This window comes from Streptomyces sp. NPDC052012, from assembly GCF_040689265.1.
Taxonomy (GTDB): Bacteria; Actinomycetota; Actinomycetes; order Streptomycetales; family Streptomycetaceae; genus Streptomyces.
Genome location: NZ_JBFAXA010000021.1, coordinates 40503 through 60260, shown reverse-complemented (window position 1 = coordinate 60260; position 19758 = coordinate 40503). Strand labels below are relative to the sequence as shown.

Here is a 19758-nt window from a genome sequence, read left to right as displayed (position 1 = left end):
GGCGCCCCCATTCGCATCCGGGCGAATCTTCCCTTTCCTGTTGAAAGTAGCTCAGCCGAGTGCGGATGCGGCCCCCCTGAACACCAATCCGGCTCCGAGGGCCACGACGACGAACGCCGAGCCCAGGGGCGCGGCCCGGCGTGCGAAGGCGGCCAGCGGGCTCGCCGTCCAGCGGGGGCGGCGGGTCAGCAGCCGGGTGAGGCCGCTGCCCGCCTTGACGACCGCGTACCCGGCGGCGGTGAGGGTGAGGGCCAGTCCGACGCCGTACGCGACGACGAGCAGCAGCCCGAACCAGGCGTGGCCCAGCGCCGCGGCACCGACCAGCACGACGACCGCCGAGGGACTCGGCACGAGCCCACCGGCGAAGCCCAGCAGGATCGTGCCGCGCAGGGTGGGGGCGACGGGGTGGGTGTGGGTGTGGCCGCCGTGGGTGTGGGTGACGACGTGGGGGTGGGGGTGGGGGTGAGCTGGGGAGTCGTGACGGTCGGGGGCGTGGTCGTGACCGTGGTCGTGGTCGTGGCCGTGCCTGCGGTCACGGTCGTGGTCGTGGTCGTGGCTGTGGTCACGGTCATGGTCGCGTCCTTCGCCGTGCCCGTGCGTGTGCTCGTGAGGGTGTGCGGGGGAGTGGCTCCGGGCGTGGCTGTGCCCGCGGTTGCGCAGGGCACGTCGTACGAGGCTTGCGCCGGCCAGGGTGACCAGGACGCCGCTCGCGAGGCCCAGCCAGGCGATCACCGAGGGCGCGGCGGCCGAGCCGGCCGTGACCAGCAGGCCCAGGGCGACCACGCCGAGGGTGTGGGTGACCGTCACCGAGGCCGCCATGGGCAGGACGTCCCGGAGCCGTGCCCTGCCCCCGCGCGCCGCAGCCGTCGCGGCCATCAGCGTCTTGCCGTGGCCCGGCGCGAGCGCGTGCATCGCGCCGAGGGCGACGGCGATCAGCAGGGCGAGCGCGGCGAAGCCGGCGGTGAGGTCGTGCCGGGCGACGAGTTCGTCGAGGGCGCGGGTCCACCGGTCGGCTCCGCGCGGCAGCACGGAGGAGGCGGGCGCGTCGGTGTCCTCCTCGGCCAGCGCGGGCCCGCCGGGGCGGATGCGCAGGGTCGCGCTCGTGATGTCGGCGGGCGAGGACAGCAACTCCTCCGGGTAGCGCGTCAGTTCACGGGACACCGAGGTCCTCGGCACGTCCGAGGCGGTGAGCGTCGTCCGGTCGCCCCGCGCGGTGATCTCCCGCCAGCCGGGCCCGGACGACGCGCCCGCGCCCCGGAAGCCGACCGCCACGGTGCCGCCCTCGGGCAGGGGAGCGGTCAGCCGGCACTCCACACGCAGGGTGTCGAGCCCGGCCTGACCGGGCCGCACGCGCGCGTGGCTGCCGACCACGGCGACCGGGACCTTGCGTCCGTCGACGCGGACCTCGCTGTCCCCGGCCGCCGCGGCACAGCGCTCCCGCGCCCACCGCGCGATGCCCAGCCGGTCGAGGTCCGGCCCGGCCTGGGTCGCCGGTATCTCGGCGAGGTCCTCCACATGGTGGACGCGGAGTTCGCCGGGTGCGGCGACCAGACCGTCGTAGCGGTTGACGGTGAAGTTGCCGAGCGGGTGCGCGCTCGCCGTCGAGGCCGGGACCAGTGCGAGCGCACAGGCGGCGGCGAGGACGGCGGCGCCGCCGGCGAGGGTACGGCGGAGGATCAACGCGCCGCCTCCAGGTCCTTCAAGGCGGCCCGGGCCTCACGGGCACCCAGGGGCGAGAAGCCCGGGTTGACCTTCAGCGCCGCCGTGAGGGAGGCGCGGGCGGCGCGGTGGTCGCCGGTGGCGCGTTCGATCATGCCGCGGTGGTGGAGGAAAGCGGCGTTGCGGTAACCGGTGGCCGTGGCCCGGCGGGCGTAGCTGAGGGCCTCCTCGTCACGGCCGTTGACGTGCAGCGCCCAGGCGAGGGCGTCCGCCGTGTGCACGCTGTGCCGGCGGTCCCACTCGGCGCGGGCCGCGCGCAGCGCCTGCTCCGGGTCGCCGTGATCGGCGATCGCGAGCGCGGTGTCGAGGTCGGCGTTGACACCGCCGGCGCGGGCCAGTGCGGTCCAGGCGTCGACGAGGGCGTACTGGTCGCGCGCCCTCGCCCGGTCGCCGTCCGCGCCGCGGGCCTCGTACAGCTCACCGAGGGCGACCAGCGGGCCGGGCAGCGGGGAACGCACGACGACCTGCTCCAGCGTCCTGATCGCGCCCGCGAGGTCACCGCTCGCGGCCTGGGCGCGGGCGCGGCCCTCCAGGGCGGGCAGATGGCCGTCGTCGGCGGCGAGCGCACGTGCGTAGTGCCGCAGGGCGGTCTCGTGGTCCCCCTGGTTCCAGGCGAGCTGTCCGAGCGCCGTCGCCACGTACGCCACGTCCGTGGGCGAGGACGCCCCGTCCAGCGCCTGCTCCAGCACACGGCGCGAGGTGCGTACGTCTCCGCGCAGCTCCCGCACGTACGCGTACCGGGTGAACACCGGCACCCCCGGCCGACGGTCGTCGGCGATGTCGGCGGCCTCGGCGGCTTCGTCGTACCGGCCGAGCTCGACGAGGGCGTCGATACGGGTGCACAGCGCGCGCTCGCTGTACGGGTTCTGCTCCAGCGCCTGCTCGGCGTACTTCAGCGCGCCGGTGAAGTCGTGCCGGGCGGCGGCGAGGGCGGCGCGTCCGGCGAGGGCGTGCTCATTGCCGGCCCGCACGGTGAGCGACCGCTTCAACGCCCGTTCCGCCTGCGGGTACCGCGAGGGGTCGCCCTTGGTGCGCGCCTGCTCGACGTAGGCGATCCCGAGGGTGGCCCACCCGACGAAGTCCCGCGGCTGGACCCGCAGATGAGTCTGCAACGCCCGGATCCCCGCGTCGAGATCTCCGGCGAGCACCCCGGGCGCGACCGCCCCGGCGGGAGCGACGTCCGCAGCCGCCGGGGCTCCGCGGCCGGCACCCCCGACCGCCACGGCCCCGGCCGTCATGGCGACGGCCAGCAGCACACCACAGCACGCCAGATGCACCCCACGCGACCGCCGCGCGGCGGCGGAGAACCTGCGCAGGGCGGTGACGCGGGGCCGGGGTGAGGCCGAGGTGGTGCCGGACGAGTCGGCGGAGCCGGCTCCCGCCGGGGGAGCGGCAACTTCGTGACCGTCGCGCGGCTCGTGCTCCACGGGCGCGTCTTGTCCGGCGGCCGGCTCGTGCTCTGCGGGCGCCTCGTGCTCGTCGCGGGGCTCGTGCTCTGCGGGCGCGTCTTGTCCGGCGGTCGGCTCGTGCTCTGCGGGCGCCTCGTGACCGGCGGCCGGCTCGTGCTTCAAGGGCGCCGCCTCTTGTCCGGTGCCCGGGCCTGTGTCGCTCGGGGTGAGCGGGGCGGCGGGCTTGCCCTTCTCCTGGGCGCTGTCCGTCGTGCGCGGAGACATGCCCTCTCCTTGTTCGGTCGCTGGGGCGAGACGGGCGGCGCGGCCCGTGCCGTGGGGGATGGGTGGGGAACGGGCCGCGCCTGTCAGGGGTGGGCGGCGGTCAGTAGGCGCGGTCGCGCATCCGGCGCCACCACAGCAGGGCCGCGCCGATCAGCAGGATCCCGCCGGCTCCCGCACCCGCGGACGCGGCGATCAGGGTCGTGTTGTCGGAGCCCTGCGCACCGGCCGGGCGCAGCGCGTCGCCCAGCTGGTTGCGTACGTCGTTGCCGCCGTCCACTCCCTTGGCGAGCGGGCCGCGTGAGCCCTCCGTCGGGTTGGCCAGGTACGGGAAGGCCGCGCCGAACTCCTTGTCGTTGGCGTCGACCGCGTCACCGAGGTCGTTCTTCGCGCCGACCAGCTCACCCTCGACGACCTGGAGCGACGCGTCGATCACGTCGTCCGTCAGCCGGCGGCCGTTGGGGAAGCCCGCGTTGTCGCCGTCGAGCACACCCAGCCGCTTGGGCTTCGCTGCCGGCTTGATCGACGTGTTGAGGCGCAGCATCTCCGAGGGCGTCACGTGCGGCGGCTGGTTGAGGCCCTCGACGCCCTTGAGGAACACGTCGACGAGATCGTTGCGCGGCTCCTTGGGCGCCGGGATCTTGTAGATGCCCTCGATCAGCTTGGGCAGCTCCGGGTTGGTGACGTTCTTCAGGAACCGGGCGTCGTCCCGGGGCGTGGACGCGTTGAACGTGTCCTTGTTCTTCAGCGGGTTGACGACCTCGTTGACCAGCGGGCTGCCCAGCCGTGAGACCTGTGTGAAGTGCCCCTGCGCGTTCTTGCGCCGGGTCGTCGACCAGATCCCCACGACCGGCTGCTCGGCCGACTCGGTGATCATGTGGTTCGGCACCTGCAGGGCCACGGAGTTGACGTTGTAGCCCTTGAGGGTGTCGTTGCCGACCTCGGAGAGGTTCCCGCCGTACAGCAGGTCGAAGACGCGCAGGTCCAGGAAGAACGGGTCGTCGGCCTGCCCGGCGAACGTCGTCGCACCGCCCGCCAGTTCGTGCACCGCCTGCTTGCGCAGCGTGTCGTAGTCGGGCATGGACGCCTTGCCGACGTTCGACGGCGCGACCGGCACGTCGTCGGCGATCTTGGTGCTCGACACCGCCTTCAGATGGCGCAGCTTGATCAGTTCGATGTCGTACGTCTGCGTGATGTTGAGGTCGGGGTCGTCGAGACTCTCGACCGGGCCCGTGTTGTACAGGAACGTCTTCTTGTTCTTCGTGTGCGTCCTGAACGTGTACCGGAACAGCAGGTCCTCCTGCGCGTCACCGTTGCTGTCGATGCGCAGGTCGTACTGGGCGTCCTCGGCGAAGGTGAAGAAGTTGGGTCCCCCGGCGGGCTCCTCGAAGGGGATCCAGTTCGCGATGATCGTCGTCGTGTCCGGCTTGTCGGGACTGACGAACGCGTACAGATCCGTGTTGTCGTACTGCGGGGTGCCCGAGATCAGCGGGGCCTCCCGGTGGCTGGAGGCGGAGGCCGCCCCCGGTTCCAGCGTGGTCACACCGGCGGCTGCGAGCCCCCCGGCGGCCAGCGCACCACTGATCAGGGTCGCGAGGCTCCTGCGTCCCACGCCCGTCCTGGAGTTAGGTGTCATGCCGTCCGTCCTCAGTGCCAACTTGCCTGACGCACCGGGATTCGGAGTGGGGGGCGGGCCGGATTGGTCGAGTTTCCGAAACCTCTTCCCGGGGCCTCGGCCCGGCCCGGGCCCGCCCGTAGCATTTCTGCCTGCTCGACCCGCGTTTTCGGCCCGCTGATCCGTAATTCCCATCCGGAGGCGTGCTCGTTGCGAATGCCTCATGAGGTCGGTGGCCCCCACGGGGCCCGGGAGAGGGGGAGGCGCGTTGGAGGCGGACGAGCTTCTGGTGCGGGTGGCCGGGGGCGACCACAAGGCATTCGAGGAGCTGTACGCGCTGGTGTCCGGGCCGGTGTACGGGCTGGTACGGCGTGTGGTGCGCGATCCCGCGCAGTCGGAGGAGGTGTCCCAGGAGGTGCTGCTCGAACTCTGGCGTTCGGCCGCGCGGTTCGACCCCGGCCGGGGCAGCGCCCTGACCTGGGTGCTCACCCTGGCCCACCGGCGGGCCGTCGACCGGGTGCGCAGCGCCCGTGCGGCCGGCGAGCGCGAGCAGCGCGAGGCGCGGCGGGCCGACGGCCCCGCCTTCGACCAGGTGGCCGAGGAGGTCGAGGCGGGACTCGAACGCGAATGGGTGCGCCGCTGCCTGGACCGGCTCACCGCCCTCCAGCGCCAGTCGGTCACCCTCGCCTACTACGAGGGGTACACCTACCGCGAGGTCGCCGAACGGCTCTCCCTGCCGCTGGGCACGGTCAAGACCCGCATGCGCGACGGCCTGACCCGGCTGCGCGACTGCCTGGGAGGTGCGGCATGAACGCCGTCGTCCACCACCCGCCCGCGCAGGCCGCACCACGGGCCGCATCACCGCGCGCCGGTGATCCGCGCCCGCGTCCGTCCGCCCGCATTCCTCTCCCGGGCGCCGGAGGTGCCGCATGACGATCTTCGGCAGGCTGCTGGGGCGCGGGGAACTGCACTCGCTCGCCGCCCCTTACGCGCTCGACGCGCTCGAGCCGGCCGAGCGGGTCCGGTTCGAGAGGCATCTGAGGTCCTGCGCCCGTTGTGCCGCCGAGGTGCGCGATCTCGCCGAGGACGCGGTCCGGCTCGCCTGGTCCACGGCCGCCCCCGCACCGCCCGCCCTGCGCGAGCGGGTGCTGGCCGCCGCACGGGCCACCCCGCAGGAGCCCGCCCCGCAGCGGGCCGCACGCACGCGTGCGCGGCAACTCCCGCCGTACGTATGGGGAACGCAGCCCCCGCCCCGCTCCCGGGAGCGGCAGCGCCCCGCGCTGTTGGTGCCGTTCGCGACGGTCACCGCCGCCGCGGCCCTCGTCGTCGCCGCGCTGTTCGGCGCCCAGGCGAACCGCACCGAGGACCGGCTGAACGCCGAACGCGACCGGTCACGTGAGATCGCCCACGTTCTCGCCGCCCCGGACGCCCGTGCGAGCACCGGCCGGGACGCGCAGGGCCGCACGATCGGAGTGATCGCCTCCGCGTCGGAGGAGAGCGCGATCGTCACCCTGGGCGGCTACGGCGAGCCGCCGGACGGTCGCGTGCGCCAGCTGTGGCTCATGCGCCCGGACGCGCAACCGCGCTCTCTCGGCCTCTTCGAGGGCGACACGCCCTTGGTGGCGTCCGGTCTGGACACCTCCGCGACGTCACTCGCGGTGACCGTCGAACCTGACGGAGGGTCACCGCAGCCCACTACCCAGCCCATTGTGCAACTCGCCCTGGAAACAGTCGGATTCGGAGAGTAATCGCTGGGTGTTCGTCAACACCCTTATGGGGAAGGTGAATCCTGTGACCTCGATACACGCGTGCCCGGATGGGGCGATAGGGTTACCCTGCCCGGGCCGGGTGGACTCGTACGGGTGGGGAGTGACATGGAACAGATAACAGTGCGCAGCAGGGCCAGGGTCCCTGCGATCACCTGCGGGAGCAGCGCGAGCAGTTCGCGTCTCGACCGCCATCTCTCGGTGCTGGCGGGACCCGCGGTCCCGCAGCGTGAGACGGCGGAGGCCACCTCGCTGATGCGCGAGCTGACCGCACGCGACCGCGGTGCCCGGGGCGCCCGCGCGCGGACGAGCCGCGTCTCGCTGTTCGCCCCGCTGCGCCGCCTGCGCCGCACTCTGTTCGGCGGCCGCTGACCCACGTACCACGCCGTGCCGGCGCCCCCGGTCCCACCCGGCAGTGAACCGGGGGGCCCGTCGGCCTCGCCCGCTCCGCCCCGGTCACATCACCGTTTCCCGTACGCGTACTGCCGTACCGCGAGCGGCACGAACACCACGAGCAGTACCGCACACCAGCCCAGGGACCCCGCCACGGGGTGCGCCACCGGCCAGGCCGCCCCCTCGGGTACCGGAGCGTTCCCGAACAGGTCCCGCAGCGCCGTCGCGACCGCGCTGATCGGATTCCATTCCGCCGCCGTGCGCAGCGGACCGGGCAGCCCGTCCGTCGGGATGTACGCACTGGACAGCAGCGGCAGCAGGAAGGTCGCTCCGCCCAGCTGGCCGGCCGCCTCCTCGTTGCGGGTGAGCAGCCCGAGGAAGATCCCGGCCCACACACAGGCGAACCGGAACAGCAGCAGCAAGGCCACGGCGCCCACCGCACCGAGCGCGCCTGCCTCGACCCGCCAGCCCACCGCGAGCCCCACCGCCAGGAACGGAATCGTCCCGGCGGCGGTCACCACCACGTCCGCCACGGCCTGACCCACCGGCACGGCGGCCCGGCTCACCGGCAGCGTGCGGAACCGGTCCGTCACCCCGCGGTGGACGTCCTGCGCCGACTGGAACATCCCGGTCATCACCCCGCCCGCCGCGGTCGCCACCAGCAGCCCCGGGACCAGGAACGACCGGTACGCCTCGCCCGGCACGGCGAGCGCGCTGCCGAAGACATAACCGAAGAACAGCAGCATGCTGATCGGCATCGTCTGGGTGAGGATCAGCAGCCCCGGGTTGTTCCGCATCCGCCGCAGCTGCCGGCCGAGCATCGCGGAGCCGTCGTACGCCAACGTGCTCATGCGGCACGCTCCTTGTCGTCGTCGAGGTGACCGGCCGCGTGCGCCGGCCGTCGGGTCAGCCGCAGGAACACGTCGTCGAGGGTCGGCGGCCTCAGGCTCGCGTCCAGCAGCGGTACGCCCGCCGCGTCCAGCGTGCGCACCATGCGGGGCAGGGTGAGCGTCGGGTCCTTCGCGACCGCGCCGACCGCGTTGCGCTCCCGGTCGAGCGAGGGCTCGGCGCCGGTGAGCCGGTCGAGCACCCCGGCCGCCCGCACCAGGGCGTCGGCGTCGGCCACCACGACCTCCGCGTAGGCGCCCGCCCGGTCCTTGAGCCGGGCCGGCGATCCGGTGTGCGCCACCCGGCCGCGGTCGACCAGGGCGATGTCGTCGGCGAGCCGGTCGGCCTCCTCGAGATACTGCGTCGTGAGGAGCACCGTCGTGCCCGCGCCGGTCAGCTCGCGCACCGCGTCCCAGATCAGGTTGCGGCTGGCCGGGTCGAGGCCGGTCGTCGGCTCGTCCAGGAACAGCACCTCGGGGCGGCGGATCAGGCTCGCGGCCAGGTCCAGCCGGCGGCGCATGCCGCCCGAGTAGCCGGAGGCGGGCCGGTCGGCCGCCTCCGTCAGCCCGAAACGGTCGAGCAGCTCCGCGGCCCGGCCGGCGGCCCCGCGCACCCGGTGCAGCCGGGCGAACAGGCGCAGATTCTCGCGCCCCGTGAGATCCCCGTCGATCGAGGTGTCCTGCCCGGTGACCCCGATCCTGCGCCGTACGGCGGCGGCCTCGCGGACGAGGTCGTGGCCGGCGATCCGTGCGGAGCCCGCGTCGGGCCGCAGCAGGGTGGTGAGCAGGCGTACCGCCGTGGTCTTGCCGGCCCCGTTCGGACCCAGCACCGCGCACACCGTGCCCTCGGCCACCGCCAGATCCAGCCCGCGCAGGGCGTGCACCTCGCCGAACCGCTTCTCCAGACCCTCACTAAGTACAGCGTACGTAGTAGTCATGGAGTGACCATAGCGCACTACGTACGGTGTACGTAACTACGATGGTGGGCGAGGTGATGACCGATGGCGGGCCGAGCGGCCGAACCCGAAGTGATCTGGGCGCGCCCCGAGCGCACCGGCCGTGGGCCCCGGCCGGCCTACACGCGCGCCGACATCGCGGCGGCCGCCGTGCGGGTCGCCGACGCCGAGGGGCTGGACGCGGTCTCCATGCGCCGCATCGCCGCCGAACTGGGCTGCGGCACCATGTCCCTGTACAACTACGTCCCCCGCAAGGAGGACCTGTACGAGCTGATGGTGGACGCGGCCGGCGGCGAGCACGAGCTGTGGGAGCCGACGGGGGACTGGCGGGCCGACATGCTCCGGGTGGCCCACCAGACCCGCGACCTGATGCACCGTCACCCCTGGCTGCCCCGGCTGATGTCACCGGTGTACGGCTTCAGCCCCCACGCCCTGCGCTACCTGGAGCACTGCCTGGCCTGTCTGGACCCGCTCCCCGTGTCCTACGGCACCAAGATGGAACTGATCGCGATGCTCAACGGCGTCGTCACGACCTACGTCGCCAACGAGCTCGCCACCGCCGAGCGCACCCGCTCCCTGCCCTGGTCCGAGGAGCAGGAGAACGCCGTGCGGATCGCCTATCTCAGCGGCCGGCTCGCGTCGGGGGAGTACCCCAGGATGGCGGCGGCCCTGACGGAGGACGCCGGGCCCATCGACCTGGAGGCGGTGTTCGAGCGGGCGCTCGGGCGGGTGCTCGACGGGTTCGAGCCGCGGCCGTGAGGAGGCAGTGGCATCAGATCAACGCGAGTTGACCCTCCGGACCCTCCTCGTGTGCGTCCAGGACCGAGGCCGGGCGGCGGGTGGAGGGCGCGGGCGGGAGGATGCCGGCCCTGTGGAGGTCCGTGGCGGTGACGGGGGCCGGGACCGTCAAGGCCGCCTGCAGGGGGCGCAGTTCCGCCAGCAGGGCCAGCACCGTGATCAGCTCCAGGAGCTCCGACGTCCAGGTCTGCGGCCAGGTGGTCGGGCGGATCGCGGACAGCGTGCCCGGCTCGGCCGGGGTCGTACGTGCCGTGAACCACTGTTCCAGGACGCGGGTGCCGCCCAGCTCGAAGTCCCAGGCCTCCGGCGGCACGGGGGAGATGCGGCCCTCGTCGAGATGCAGGGTCTCCTCGTCGCGGTCGTAGTGCACGGTCAGCGGGCGGGACGGCAGCGGTGCGCGGACGTACGGGCGGCGCCCGCCGGGCAGCTTCGGGCGCTCCCCGTCGCGGCGCATCAGCCACAGCATCCGGTGTCCGGTCTCCACGCCCCGCGCCCACGCCTCGGCGTCCCCGGTGAGCGGCACGGTGATCCCGTGGGGCGTGGGGCGTGCGACGGCCAGGGTCCAGGCGAGGACGTCCGGCGCGGTGGCCTCCCGGCCGAGGCGGGCCGTGAGGTGGTCCAGGAGGCCGGGGGCGAGATTGGGCTCCGCGCCCGCGGGGCGGCGGTACAAGGGGCGCACGGGGCCGGGGCGCAGGAGGGGGAGCAGGGAGGTGGCCAGCAGGGCGGGTCCGGGGGAGTCGGTGGGCGTCTCCACCACGAAGATCTGGTGGTCGTCCGTCACCCGCCACAGCTCCGGGCGGGCCGTGTCGATCAGGCGGTGGTCGGGGATCAGCCACTGTTCGTCGAAGGGGGCGTACAGGACGCGGACCGGGTCCGGGCAGGGGCCCGTGGCGCGGGACAGGCGCTCCGTGCCACCGCCTCCGCCCGGGAGCCGGCCGACCGCCGTGTGCAGGGTGCGTGAGCGCGTCGGCTGGAAGAGGGCCTCGCGGTCGGGTCCCTCGGCCTTGACCAGCGCGGCCCAACGGGCCTTCAGGGACGCCGCGTCGGGTCCCGCCGGCCAGCCCCGGCCGAGGCGGGGCGGTGCGACGGACCACGGCATGAGGTCCGCCAGCAGCGGAGCGTCGTCGTGCGTCACGCAGGGCATCGTACGACCTGGCGCCGACACACCGTTCAGGTGGCGTCCAGGGTGACCGTGAAGGAGAAACGGTCGCCCCGGTAGTGGATGACGGCCACGTCCAGCGGGCGCCCGTCGGTGTCGTAGGTGATGCCCGTGTAGTGCAGGATCGGGCTGAGCAGCGGTACCTGGAGCAGCCGGGCCGTCTCCGGATCCGCGAGCCGCGCTTCCACGGTGTCCGTGATGCGGCTGATGTCCACCCCGACGACATCCCGCAGCACCTTGGTCATCGGCCAGCGCACCAGGTCGTCCAGGTCGATGCGTTCGGCCAGTTCGGGACGGACGTAGTTGCGGGCGTGGTTGGTCGGCTCGCCGGTCTTCTCGTCGCTGCGCAGCCGGTGGTACGCCGCCGTCCGGGTCAAGTCAGGGAAATACTCGGCGAGTTCGGCCGGCACCGGGGCGGTGCCGTGCTCCAGCAGCTCGGTGGTCATGCCGGACTGCTGGGCCACGATCGCGTCCACCGAGCCCAGCAGCCGCACCGGGGATCCCCTGCGGGCATCAGGCTCGATGAACGTGCCGCGCCGACGGTGCCGGGAGATCAGCCCCTCGTCCTCCAGCTCCTTCAGCGCCTGCCGCATGGTCAGCACGCTCACCCCGTAGTGCCCCGCCAGCTGCTCCTCGGTGGGCAGCCGCAGCGGGTCCTGCGGCGAGCGGCCGAGGATCGAGGCGCGCAGCGACTGCGACACCTGGTACCAGAGCGGCAGCTTGCGGTTCAGGACGATCGAATCCGGAGCGAAGGAGGTCACGGGCTATCCGTACCGGTCGGGAACGCTCAGTGCAATGCGTGGACGGAAGAGGCGTACCGCATCACGAGTCCCGGAAGTGGCGCTCGAGGCCCTGCCATACGTCGTCGTAGCGCTGCTGCAGATGCTCCGCACGGGCCGCGTGCGGCGTCAGGGTCACCGGCCAGCGGGTCTCGAACATGAACGCGAGTCCGTCGTCGATCTTCTGCGGCCTCAGTTCCGCCGCGCTCGCCCTGTCGAAGGTCTCACGGTCCGGGCCGTGCGCCGACATCATGTTGTGCAGCGAGCCGCCGCCCGGTACGAAGCCCTCCGCCTTCGCGTCGTAGGCGCCCTCGATCAGGCCCATGTACTCGCTCATCACGTTCCGGTGGAAGTACGGCGGCCGGAAGGTGTCCTCGCCCACCAGCCAGCGCGGAGCGAACACCACGAAGTCCACCCCGGCCAGCCCGGGGGTGTCGCTCGGTGACGTCAGCACCGTGAAGATCGACGGGTCCGGGTGGTCGTAGGAGATGGTGCCCATCACATTGAAGCGGCGCAGGTCATAGACGTACGGCACATAGTTGCCGTGCCAGGCGACGACATCGAGCGGGGAGTGGTCGTACGTCGCCGACCACAGGTTGCCGCAGAACTTGTTCACCACCTCCACCGGGCCCTCGACGTCCTCGTACGCCGCGACCGGCGCCTGGAAGTCCCGGGCGTTGGCGAGTCCGTTGGCGCCGATCGGGCCGAGGTCGGGGAGACGGAACGCGGCGCCGTAGTTCTCGCACACATAACCGCGGGCAGACTCGTCCAGGAGCTCCACACGGAAGCGCACCCCACGAGGAATCAGCGCGATGTGTCCCGGCTCCACATGCAGCAGCCCGAACTCGGTGCGCAGCAGCAGCCCGCCACGCTCCGGGACGATCAGCAGCTCACCGTCCGCGTCGCTGAAGACCCGGTCCATGGAGGAGGTGGCGTGGTAGAGGTGCACGGCCATACCGGTGCGCTGCGTGACGTCCCCGTTGCCGCCCAGGGTCCACAGCCCCGCCAGGAAGTCCGTGCCCGGCTCGGGCTCCGGCAGCGGGTTCCAGCGCAGCCGGTTGGGGTCCGGTGCCGTCTGGGTGAAGGGCGCGGTGCGCAGGGCGCCGTTGCCGGTGCGGGTGAAGGCGGGGTGGGCGGCCGACGGGCGGATCCGGTACAGCCAGGAGCGGCGGTTGTGCGCCCGCGGTTCGGTGAACGCCGTGCCGCTCAGCTGCTCCGCGTACAGGCCGAGCGGCGCGCGCTGGGGCGAGTTGCGGCCCACGGGCAGGGCACCCGGCACGGCCTCGGAGCTGTGCTCGTTGCCGAAGCCGGACAGATACGTCAGTGCCTCGGCGACCTTGCGCGCTCCCCCGCGCTCGGACTCGCTCGCGCGGGCGGTGCCCCCATCGCTCATGTTCGCTGCTCCCTTGCGGTACGGACCTCATTCCTATGCGACACCGTAGGATTGCGTTTTCCCCGGCGCAAGAGGGCCGCGCGATCCGGGTACGTGTCTTTCCTGTCCTCCTCTCGGCGGAGGACGCCGAACCCGACTCCAGGTGGATCCGCGGGGTCGCACCGGTGTTCTACGCTCCCGGTCATGTCGTGGACGCGGAGTCTGATCACCGCGCTCGCGGTCTGTGTCGTCACTCTGGCCGGGACCGCGGGCTGCGCCTCCCGTGACGCCCAGGAGCGGGAGGCTGCCTCGCCCTCGCCGGTGGGCGAGCTCCTGGACGACCGGGACGCGGACGGGCGGCCCTACCGTGAGGTGGACGAGGAGGACGCCCCCGAGGTCCGCGTCGAGGTCACGCCCGACACCGACGGCGGCTGGGACGTACGCCTGACCCTGCGCGACTTCCGCTTCTCGCCGCGCGGGGCGGCGCAGCGGGCGGAGGCCGGCCGGGGTGTCGCGCACCTCTACGTCGACGATCGCCTCGTCGCCCGGCTGCGCACCCCCGAGTACCACCTGTCCGCCCGCATGCTGCCGCGCGGCACGCACCACGTCACCGCCCGCCTCTACGCCGACGACGGCTCGGTGTGGGCCGTGGACGGCGAGCCGGTCGAGAGCACCGCGGACGTCACGGTGTCGGACCCGGGCCCGGGGTCCACGCCGGACACCGCCACCGGGCCGGCGGGCGTGAGCGACGCTCCGGCCCGGAGCGGAGGGCGAGGTTCACCGGATCGCGGCGAAAGGGCATCATGAGGCCCGTGCCCCACGCGACCCCCCTCCGCCGTGCGCCCGTACAGCGGCGCAGCGCCGAACGGCTGGCCAGGATCCTCGACGCCTGCGCCGACCTCCTCGACGAGGTCGGCTACGACGACCTGAGCACCCGCGCCGTCGCCCAGCGCGCCGGTGTGCCCATCGGCTCCGTCTACCGCTTCTTCGGCAACAAGCGCCAGATGGCCGACGCGCTGGCCCAGCGCAACCTGGAGCGCTTCACCGCCAGGGTCACCGACCGCCTCAAGGGTGCCGGGGACCGGGGCTGGCGCTATGCGATGGACGTCGTGATCGACGAGTACCTGGACATGAAGCGCACCGCGCCGGGCTTCTCCCTGGTCGACTTCGGCAACCAGATACCGGTGGGCACGCGCCGCACCGAACCCAACCACCGCGTCGCCGACCGCCTGACCGATCTGCTCTCCGCCTACCTCCGGCGCACCCCGGACGAGAGTCTGCGCCGCACCATCCTCATCGCCGTCGAGACCGCCGACGGCCTCGTCCACCTCGCGTTCCGGCTGGCGCCCGAAGGGGACGAGCAGGTCATCGAGGAGCTGCGCGAGATGCTGCGGGCCTATCTCGCACGCGTGCTGGACTGAGTCCGGCGCGGGCGCCGGCCGAGTTCGCGCGCCGCGGCCCCTCCCCTCCATGCATACCGGTCGGTATGCTCGGTCCGTCCGCGCGCCATCGCCCCCGCCGTACCCGGGAGGACCCGTGTCCCGCACCGCTCTGCGTATCTGCCCCTTGTGCGAGGCCACCTGTGGCCTGACGCTCACGATCGAGGAGGGCAGGGTCACCCGGGCCCGGGGCGACCGGGACGACGTGTTCAGCCAGGGCTTCATCTGCCCCAAAGGCGCGGCCCTCCCGGCCGTGGACGGCGACCCCGACCGGCTGCGCACCCCGCTCGTCCGGGTCGACGGCGAGCTGCGCGAGGCCACCTGGGAGGAGGCGTTCGACGCGGTCGCCGCCGGAATCCGGCCCGTGGTCGAGCGGTACGGCCCGCACTCCGTGGGCGTGGTGCTCGGCAACCCCAACGTCCACACCATGGCCGGCGCCCTCTACCCGCCCCTGCTGATCGCCGGGCTCGGCACCCGCAGCCTGTTCACCGCCTCCACGGTCGACCAGATGCCCAAGCACGTCTCCAGCGGACTGCTCTTCGGCGACGCGACCGCCATCCCCGTACCCGACCTGGACCACACCGACCACCTCCTGCTGATCGGCGCCAACCCGCTGGAGTCCAACGGCAGCCTGTGCACCGCCCCCGACTTCCCCGGCCGCCTCAAGGCGCTCAAGGCCCGCGGCGGCACCCTCACCGTCATCGACCCGCGCCGCACCCGCACCGCCCGGCTCGCCGACCGGCACATCGCCGTCCGCCCCGGCACGGACGCCCTGTTGCTCGCGGCGACCGCGTACACCCTCTTCGACGAGCACCTCGTGGACCCGGGCGCGCTGACGCCGCACCTCCAGGGCCTCGACGAACTCCGCGACGCGCTACGGGACTTCACGCCCGAGTCCGTCGCCGAAGCCTGCGACGTCGACGCGGACACCATCCGCACCCTCGCCCGCGAGCTCGCCGCCGCGCCCACCGCCGCCGTCTACGGCCGCATCGGCAGCTGCACCGTCCCGCACGGCACCCTGGCCTCCTGGCTCGTCGACGTCCTGAACATCCTCACCGGCAACCTCGACCGCCCCGGCGGTGCCCTCTTCCCGCAGGCCGCCACCGACAAGACCCCGCGCCCCGCCGGCCCCGGCCGCGGATTCGCCCTCGGGCGCTGGCACTCGCGCGTCTCCCGCCACCCCGAGGCCAAGGGCGAGCTGCCCCTGTCGGCCCTCGCCGAGGAGATCGACACCGTCACCGACGTGGGCGAGCCCGTGCGCGCCCTGGTCGTCGTCGCCGCCAACCCGGTGCTGTCCGCACCCGACGGCAACGGCCTCGACAAGGCCCTGGACTCGCTCGACTTCATGGTCAGCGTCGACCCCTACCTCAACGAGACCTCCCGCCACGCCCACGTCGTCCTGCCGCCGCCCCCGCCCGCGCAGAGCCCGCACCACGACTTCGCGTTCAACAGCCTGGCCATCCGCAACCAGGTCCGCTACACCCGCCCCGCCGTCCCGCTGGAGCCCGGCCGCATGGCCGAGACCGAGATCCTGGCCCGGCTGATCCTCGCCGCCACCGGCATGCACGGCGCCGACCCGGCCGCGGTGGACGCCATGGTGATCGACCAGACCCTCGGCAAGGCGGTCGAGGACCCGAACTCCCCGGTGCACGGCCGCGACCCGAAGGAACTCGCGGCACTGCTGACCGGCGACAACGGCCCCGAGCGACGCCTGGACATGATGCTGCGCCTCGGCCCCTACGGCGACGGCTTCGGCGTACGACCCGACGGCCTCAGCCTGGAGAAGCTGCTCGACCACCCGCACGGCATCGACCTCGGCCCCCTGCGCCCGCGGCTGCCGCAGCCCCTGAAGACCCGCAGCGGCAAGGTGGAACTCCTGCCCGGACCGATCGCCGCCGACCTGCCCCGGCTGCGCGCCGCCCTCGACGAGCGCGCCGACGGATTCGTCCTCGTCGGCCGCCGCCATCTGCGCTCCAACAACAGCTGGCTGCACAACGTGCCCGCCCTCACCGGCGGCTCCAACCGCTGCACCCTGCACCTCCACCCCGACGACGCCGCACGCCTCGGCGTCGTCGACGGGCAGCCGGTGCGGATCACCGGCGCCGGGGGAGCGGTGACCGCGCCCGCCGAGGTCACCGACGCGGTGCGCCGGGGCGTGGTGAGCCTTCCGCACGGCTGGGGGCACGACCGGCCCGGCACCCGCATGCGGCACGCCGCCGGCGACCCCGGAGCCAACGTCAACCAGCTCCTCGACGGCAGCCTCCTCGACCCGCTCTCGGGCAACGCCGTCCTCAACGGTGTACCGGTCGAGGTGGCCCCGCTGGCGGCCGAGAAGGCCGAGCGGCTCGAGGCGCTGACCTGAGCAAAGCTGTGACCTGGGGTTTTGCGCTTATTGCTCGCACGTCAACGTCTTGTTAACGCCGCTCGGCGGCACCTAACGTCGTCGCACCGCCTGCCCCGGTGGGATGTTCAAGGGCGAACGTTAGGTATCCACTCATGCTGACCATCCTCGGCTTCGCCATGATCGCGACCTTCCTGGTCCTGATCATGCTGAAGAAGATGTCGCCGCTCGTGGCGCTCGTGCTGATCCCCGCGCTGTTCTGCGTGGTCGTCGGCAAGGGCGCCCACCTCGGTGACTACGTCATCGACGGCGTGTCCAGCCTCGCCCCCACCGCGGCGATGCTCATGTTCGCGATCGTCTACTTCGGTGTGATGATCGACGTCGGTCTCTTCGACCCGATCGTCCGCGGCATCCTCAGGTTCTGCAAGGCGGACCCGATGCGCATCGTCGTCGGCACGGCGGTGCTCGCCGCGATCGTGTCGCTGGACGGCGACGGATCCACCACCTTCATGATCACCGTCTCGGCGATGTACCCGCTGTACAAGCGCCTGAAGATGAGCCTGGTCGTGATGACCGGTGTCGCCGCCATGGCCAACGGCGTGATGAACACCCTCCCCTGGGGCGGCCCCACCGCCCGCGCCGCGACCGCCCTGAAGCTCGACGCCAGCGACATCTTCGTCCCGATGATCCCGGCGCTGCTGGTCGGCCTCCTCGGCGTGTTCTTCCTCGCCTACGTGCTCGGCCTGCGCGAGCGCAAGCGGCTCGGCGTGCTGACGCTGGACGAGGCACTGGTCAAGGAGAACGCCGAGGAGACCGAGACCGTGCTCGTCGGCGCGGGCTCCGGGGCCGGCTCCGGCACCGGAAAGCGTCCCGTGCCCACCGGCGGACCGGGTTCCGGCACCGACGCGGACGCGGACGCGCGGGAGGACGACGGCTTCCAGGGCCTCGACCCGAACCGCCCCACCCTGCGCCCCAAGCTGTACTGGTTCAACGCGCTGCTCACGGTCGCCCTGCTGACCGCCATGATCATGGAGTGGCTGCCGATCCCGGTCCTCTTCCTGCTCGGCGCCGCGCTCGCCCTCACCGTCAACTTCCCGCACATCCCCGACCAGAAGGCCCGCATCGCGGCCCACGCCGACAACGTCCTGAACGTCTCCGGCATGGTCTTCGCCGCCGCCGTCTTCACCGGCGTCCTGCAGGGCACCGGCATGGTCGACCACATGGCCACGTGGATGGTCGACGTCATCCCCGAGGGCATGGGCCCGCACATGGCCCTGGTCACCGGCCTGCTGAGCCTGCCGCTGACCTACTTCATGTCCAACGACGGCTTCTACTTCGGTGTCCTGCCCGTCCTCGCCGAGGCCGGCGCCGCGCACGGCGTCTCCCCGCTGGAGATGGCCCGCGCCTCCCTGGTCGGCCAGCCGCTGCACATGTCCAGCCCGCTCGTGCCCGCCGTGTACGTGCTGGTCGGCATGGCCAAGGTCGAGTTCGGCGACCACACCCGGTTCGTGGTCAAGTGGGCCGCCCTGACCTGCCTGCTGATCCTCGGCGCGGGAATCCTGTTCGGCATCATCTAGTACGGCACGTACGTCCTGGGAGGACTCGATCATGGCGCCCGGTGGGAACCGCGGCTGGCTGCTCCGCCTGGTCATCGCCTTCAGCTTCGCGCAGGGGGCGGTGTCGATGGCCCGGCCCGCCGTGTCCTACCGGGCGCTCGCGCTGGGTGCGGACGAGCGGGCGGTCGGTGTGATCGCCGGTGTGTACGCGCTGCTGCCGCTGTTCGCCGCGGTACCGCTCGGCCGGCGCACCGACCACGGCCGCTGCGCGCCCCTGCTGCCGGCCGGCGTGGTGCTGATATCCGGCGGCTGCGCGCTGAGCGGTCTCGCCGGTTCCCTGTGGGCGATGGCCCTGTGGAGCGGCGTGATGGGCCTCGGCCACCTCTGCTTCGTCATCGGCGCCCAGTCCCTGGTCGCCCGCCAGTCCGCCCCGCACGAACAGGACCGCAACTTCGGGCACTTCACCATCGGCGCCTCGCTCGGCCAGCTGGTCGGCCCGATCGCGGCGGGCGGGCTGATCGGCGGCCCCGACATGGCCCGCACCAGCGCGCTGGCCCTGCTGGTGGCGGGCGCGGGCGCGGCCGTCGCGCTCACCTCGCTGTGGCGCATCGAGCGTCCTGCGACGGCGAAGTCCCGTACGGCGGACGGCGAACGGATCCCGGTGGGCCGCATCCTGCGGGCCAGGGGAGTGCCGGGCGGCATCCTCATCAGCATGGCCGTGCTGTCCGCGACCGACATCCTCACTGCCTACCTCCCGGTGGTGGGCGAGCACCGCGGCATCGACCCCGCCGTCATCGGCCTGCTGCTCAGCCTGCGCGCGGCGGCCACCATCGCCTGCCGGCTGGTGCTCACCCCGCTGCTGCGGCTGCTCGGCCGCACGGTGCTGCTGACGGTGACCTGCCTGCTGGCCGCGCTGCTGTGCGCGGGCATCGCGCTGCCCGTACCGGTGTGGGCCCTGGGGCTGATGCTCGCGGTGCTCGGTTTCTGCCTGGGCGTCGGCCAGCCGCTGTCCATGACGACGGTCGTCCAGGCCGCCCCCGACGGCGCCCGCTCCACCGCCCTCGCCCTGCGCCTGACCGGCAACCGACTGGGCCAGGTCGCTGCCCCCGCGGCGGCGGGCCTGATCGCCGGGGTGGCGGGCGTCGCGGCTCCGTTCGTCATGCTGGGCGCGCTGTTGCTGCTGTCGTCGGGGGTGGCCCTGCGCTCACCGGGCGCCCCGGCCGGGGACCGCTCGGGCGCGGAGGGCCCCGCGCGCACCCGCCCGCTGCGCCGGACGCCCCGCTGACCGGTGCCGTGCCGCCGACGTCG

At 73.1% G+C, this 19758-nt stretch carries 17 protein-coding genes; 9 read left to right on the top strand and 8 right to left on the bottom strand.

All coding sequences use genetic code 11. The annotated features are described in order from the left end of the window. Nucleotides 1-51: 51 nt before the first annotated feature. The 3 genes from AB0412_RS27485 to AB0412_RS27475 form a co-directional block, all read right to left on the bottom strand. On the bottom strand, nt 52-1680 hold the full coding sequence (locus tag AB0412_RS27485) for a nickel transporter (protein WP_366405264.1): 1629 nt from the start codon (nt 1678-1680) through the stop codon (nt 52-54). Beyond that, nucleotides 1677-3392, bottom strand: coding sequence for a tetratricopeptide repeat protein (locus AB0412_RS27480; protein ID WP_366405263.1), 1716 nt, complete (start codon nt 3390-3392; stop codon nt 1677-1679). Before AB0412_RS27480 ends, AB0412_RS27485 begins: the two co-directional genes overlap by 4 nt. A gap of 100 nt (nt 3393-3492) precedes the next feature. Beyond that, nucleotides 3493-5025 carry a DUF4331 domain-containing protein gene (locus AB0412_RS27475; protein WP_366405262.1) on the bottom strand — a complete coding sequence of 511 codons (1533 nt, stop codon included), beginning with the start codon at nt 5023-5025 and terminating at the stop codon, nt 3493-3495. Between the two features lie 247 nt (nt 5026-5272). Between AB0412_RS27475 and AB0412_RS27470 the strand changes: the two genes are divergently transcribed. The 3 genes from AB0412_RS27470 (at nt 5273) to AB0412_RS27460 (ending at nt 7142) form a co-directional block, all read left to right on the top strand. Beyond that, nucleotides 5273-5815 (top strand): sigma-70 family RNA polymerase sigma factor, encoded by a 543-nt coding sequence (locus AB0412_RS27470; protein ID WP_366405261.1) that lies wholly within the window; start codon nt 5273-5275, stop codon nt 5813-5815. 118 nt (nt 5816-5933) lie between these two features. After that, complete coding sequence (locus AB0412_RS27465; protein WP_366405260.1) at nt 5934-6752, top strand: anti-sigma factor; 819 nt, start codon at nt 5934-5936, stop codon at nt 6750-6752. 126 nt (nt 6753-6878) lie between these two features. Beyond that, a complete protein-coding gene (locus tag AB0412_RS27460; protein WP_260826872.1) occupies nt 6879-7142 on the top strand; it encodes a hypothetical protein in 264 nt (87 codons plus the stop codon). A gap of 89 nt (nt 7143-7231) precedes the next feature. Here AB0412_RS27460 and AB0412_RS27455 read toward each other — a convergent pair whose 3' ends face one another. Both AB0412_RS27455 and AB0412_RS27450 read right to left on the bottom strand, forming a co-directional pair. Further along, nucleotides 7232-8014 (bottom strand): ABC transporter permease, encoded by a 783-nt coding sequence (locus tag AB0412_RS27455; protein WP_366405259.1) that lies wholly within the window; start codon nt 8012-8014, stop codon nt 7232-7234. Beyond that, nucleotides 8011-8988 (bottom strand): ATP-binding cassette domain-containing protein, encoded by a 978-nt coding sequence (locus tag AB0412_RS27450; protein ID WP_366405258.1) that lies wholly within the window; start codon nt 8986-8988, stop codon nt 8011-8013. The genes AB0412_RS27455 and AB0412_RS27450 overlap by 4 nt, the downstream gene beginning before the upstream one ends. A 63-nt stretch (nt 8989-9051) precedes the next feature. Here AB0412_RS27450 and AB0412_RS27445 point away from each other — a divergent pair, with 63 nt between their 5' ends. Then, the gene (locus tag AB0412_RS27445) at nt 9052-9765 is read left to right on the top strand and encodes a TetR/AcrR family transcriptional regulator (RefSeq protein ID WP_366405257.1); all 714 of its coding nucleotides are present in this window, start codon (nt 9052-9054) and stop codon (nt 9763-9765) included. A gap of 13 nt (nt 9766-9778) precedes the next feature. Here AB0412_RS27445 and AB0412_RS27440 read toward each other — a convergent pair whose 3' ends face one another. From AB0412_RS27440 to hmgA, 3 genes are all read right to left on the bottom strand, one after another. After that, nucleotides 9779-10948: a type ISP restriction/modification enzyme gene (locus AB0412_RS27440; protein WP_366405256.1), complete on the bottom strand. Its 1170-nt coding sequence runs from the start codon at nt 10946-10948 to the stop codon at nt 9779-9781. Nucleotides 10949-10974: 26 nt separating this feature from the next. Then, nucleotides 10975-11724 (bottom strand): GntR family transcriptional regulator, encoded by a 750-nt coding sequence (locus AB0412_RS27435; RefSeq protein ID WP_366405255.1) that lies wholly within the window; start codon nt 11722-11724, stop codon nt 10975-10977. Nucleotides 11725-11785: 61 nt separating this feature from the next. Further along, on the bottom strand, nt 11786-13135 hold the full coding sequence (hmgA, locus tag AB0412_RS27430; protein WP_366405254.1) for a homogentisate 1,2-dioxygenase: 1350 nt from the start codon (nt 13133-13135) through the stop codon (nt 11786-11788). A 183-nt stretch (nt 13136-13318) separates the two neighbouring features. Between hmgA and AB0412_RS27425 the strand changes: the two genes are divergently transcribed. From AB0412_RS27425 to AB0412_RS27405, 5 genes are all read left to right on the top strand, one after another. Beyond that, nucleotides 13319-13921 carry a hypothetical protein gene (locus AB0412_RS27425; RefSeq protein ID WP_366405253.1) on the top strand — a complete coding sequence of 201 codons (603 nt, stop codon included), beginning with the start codon at nt 13319-13321 and terminating at the stop codon, nt 13919-13921. Further along, nucleotides 13918-14535, top strand: a complete 618-nt coding sequence (locus AB0412_RS27420; protein ID WP_366405252.1) for a TetR/AcrR family transcriptional regulator — start codon at nt 13918-13920, stop codon at nt 14533-14535. Before AB0412_RS27425 ends, AB0412_RS27420 begins: the two co-directional genes overlap by 4 nt. 115 nt (nt 14536-14650) lie before the next feature. Then, nucleotides 14651-16915: a molybdopterin oxidoreductase family protein gene (locus AB0412_RS27415; protein ID WP_366405251.1), complete on the top strand. Its 2265-nt coding sequence runs from the start codon at nt 14651-14653 to the stop codon at nt 16913-16915. Nucleotides 16916-17049: 134 nt separating this feature from the next. After that, nucleotides 17050-18471, top strand: coding sequence for a citrate:proton symporter (locus AB0412_RS27410; protein WP_366405250.1), 1422 nt, complete (start codon nt 17050-17052; stop codon nt 18469-18471). A gap of 31 nt (nt 18472-18502) precedes the next feature. After that, complete coding sequence (locus tag AB0412_RS27405; RefSeq protein WP_366405249.1) at nt 18503-19735, top strand: MFS transporter; 1233 nt, start codon at nt 18503-18505, stop codon at nt 19733-19735. The last annotated feature ends 23 nt before the right edge of the window (nt 19736-19758 follow it).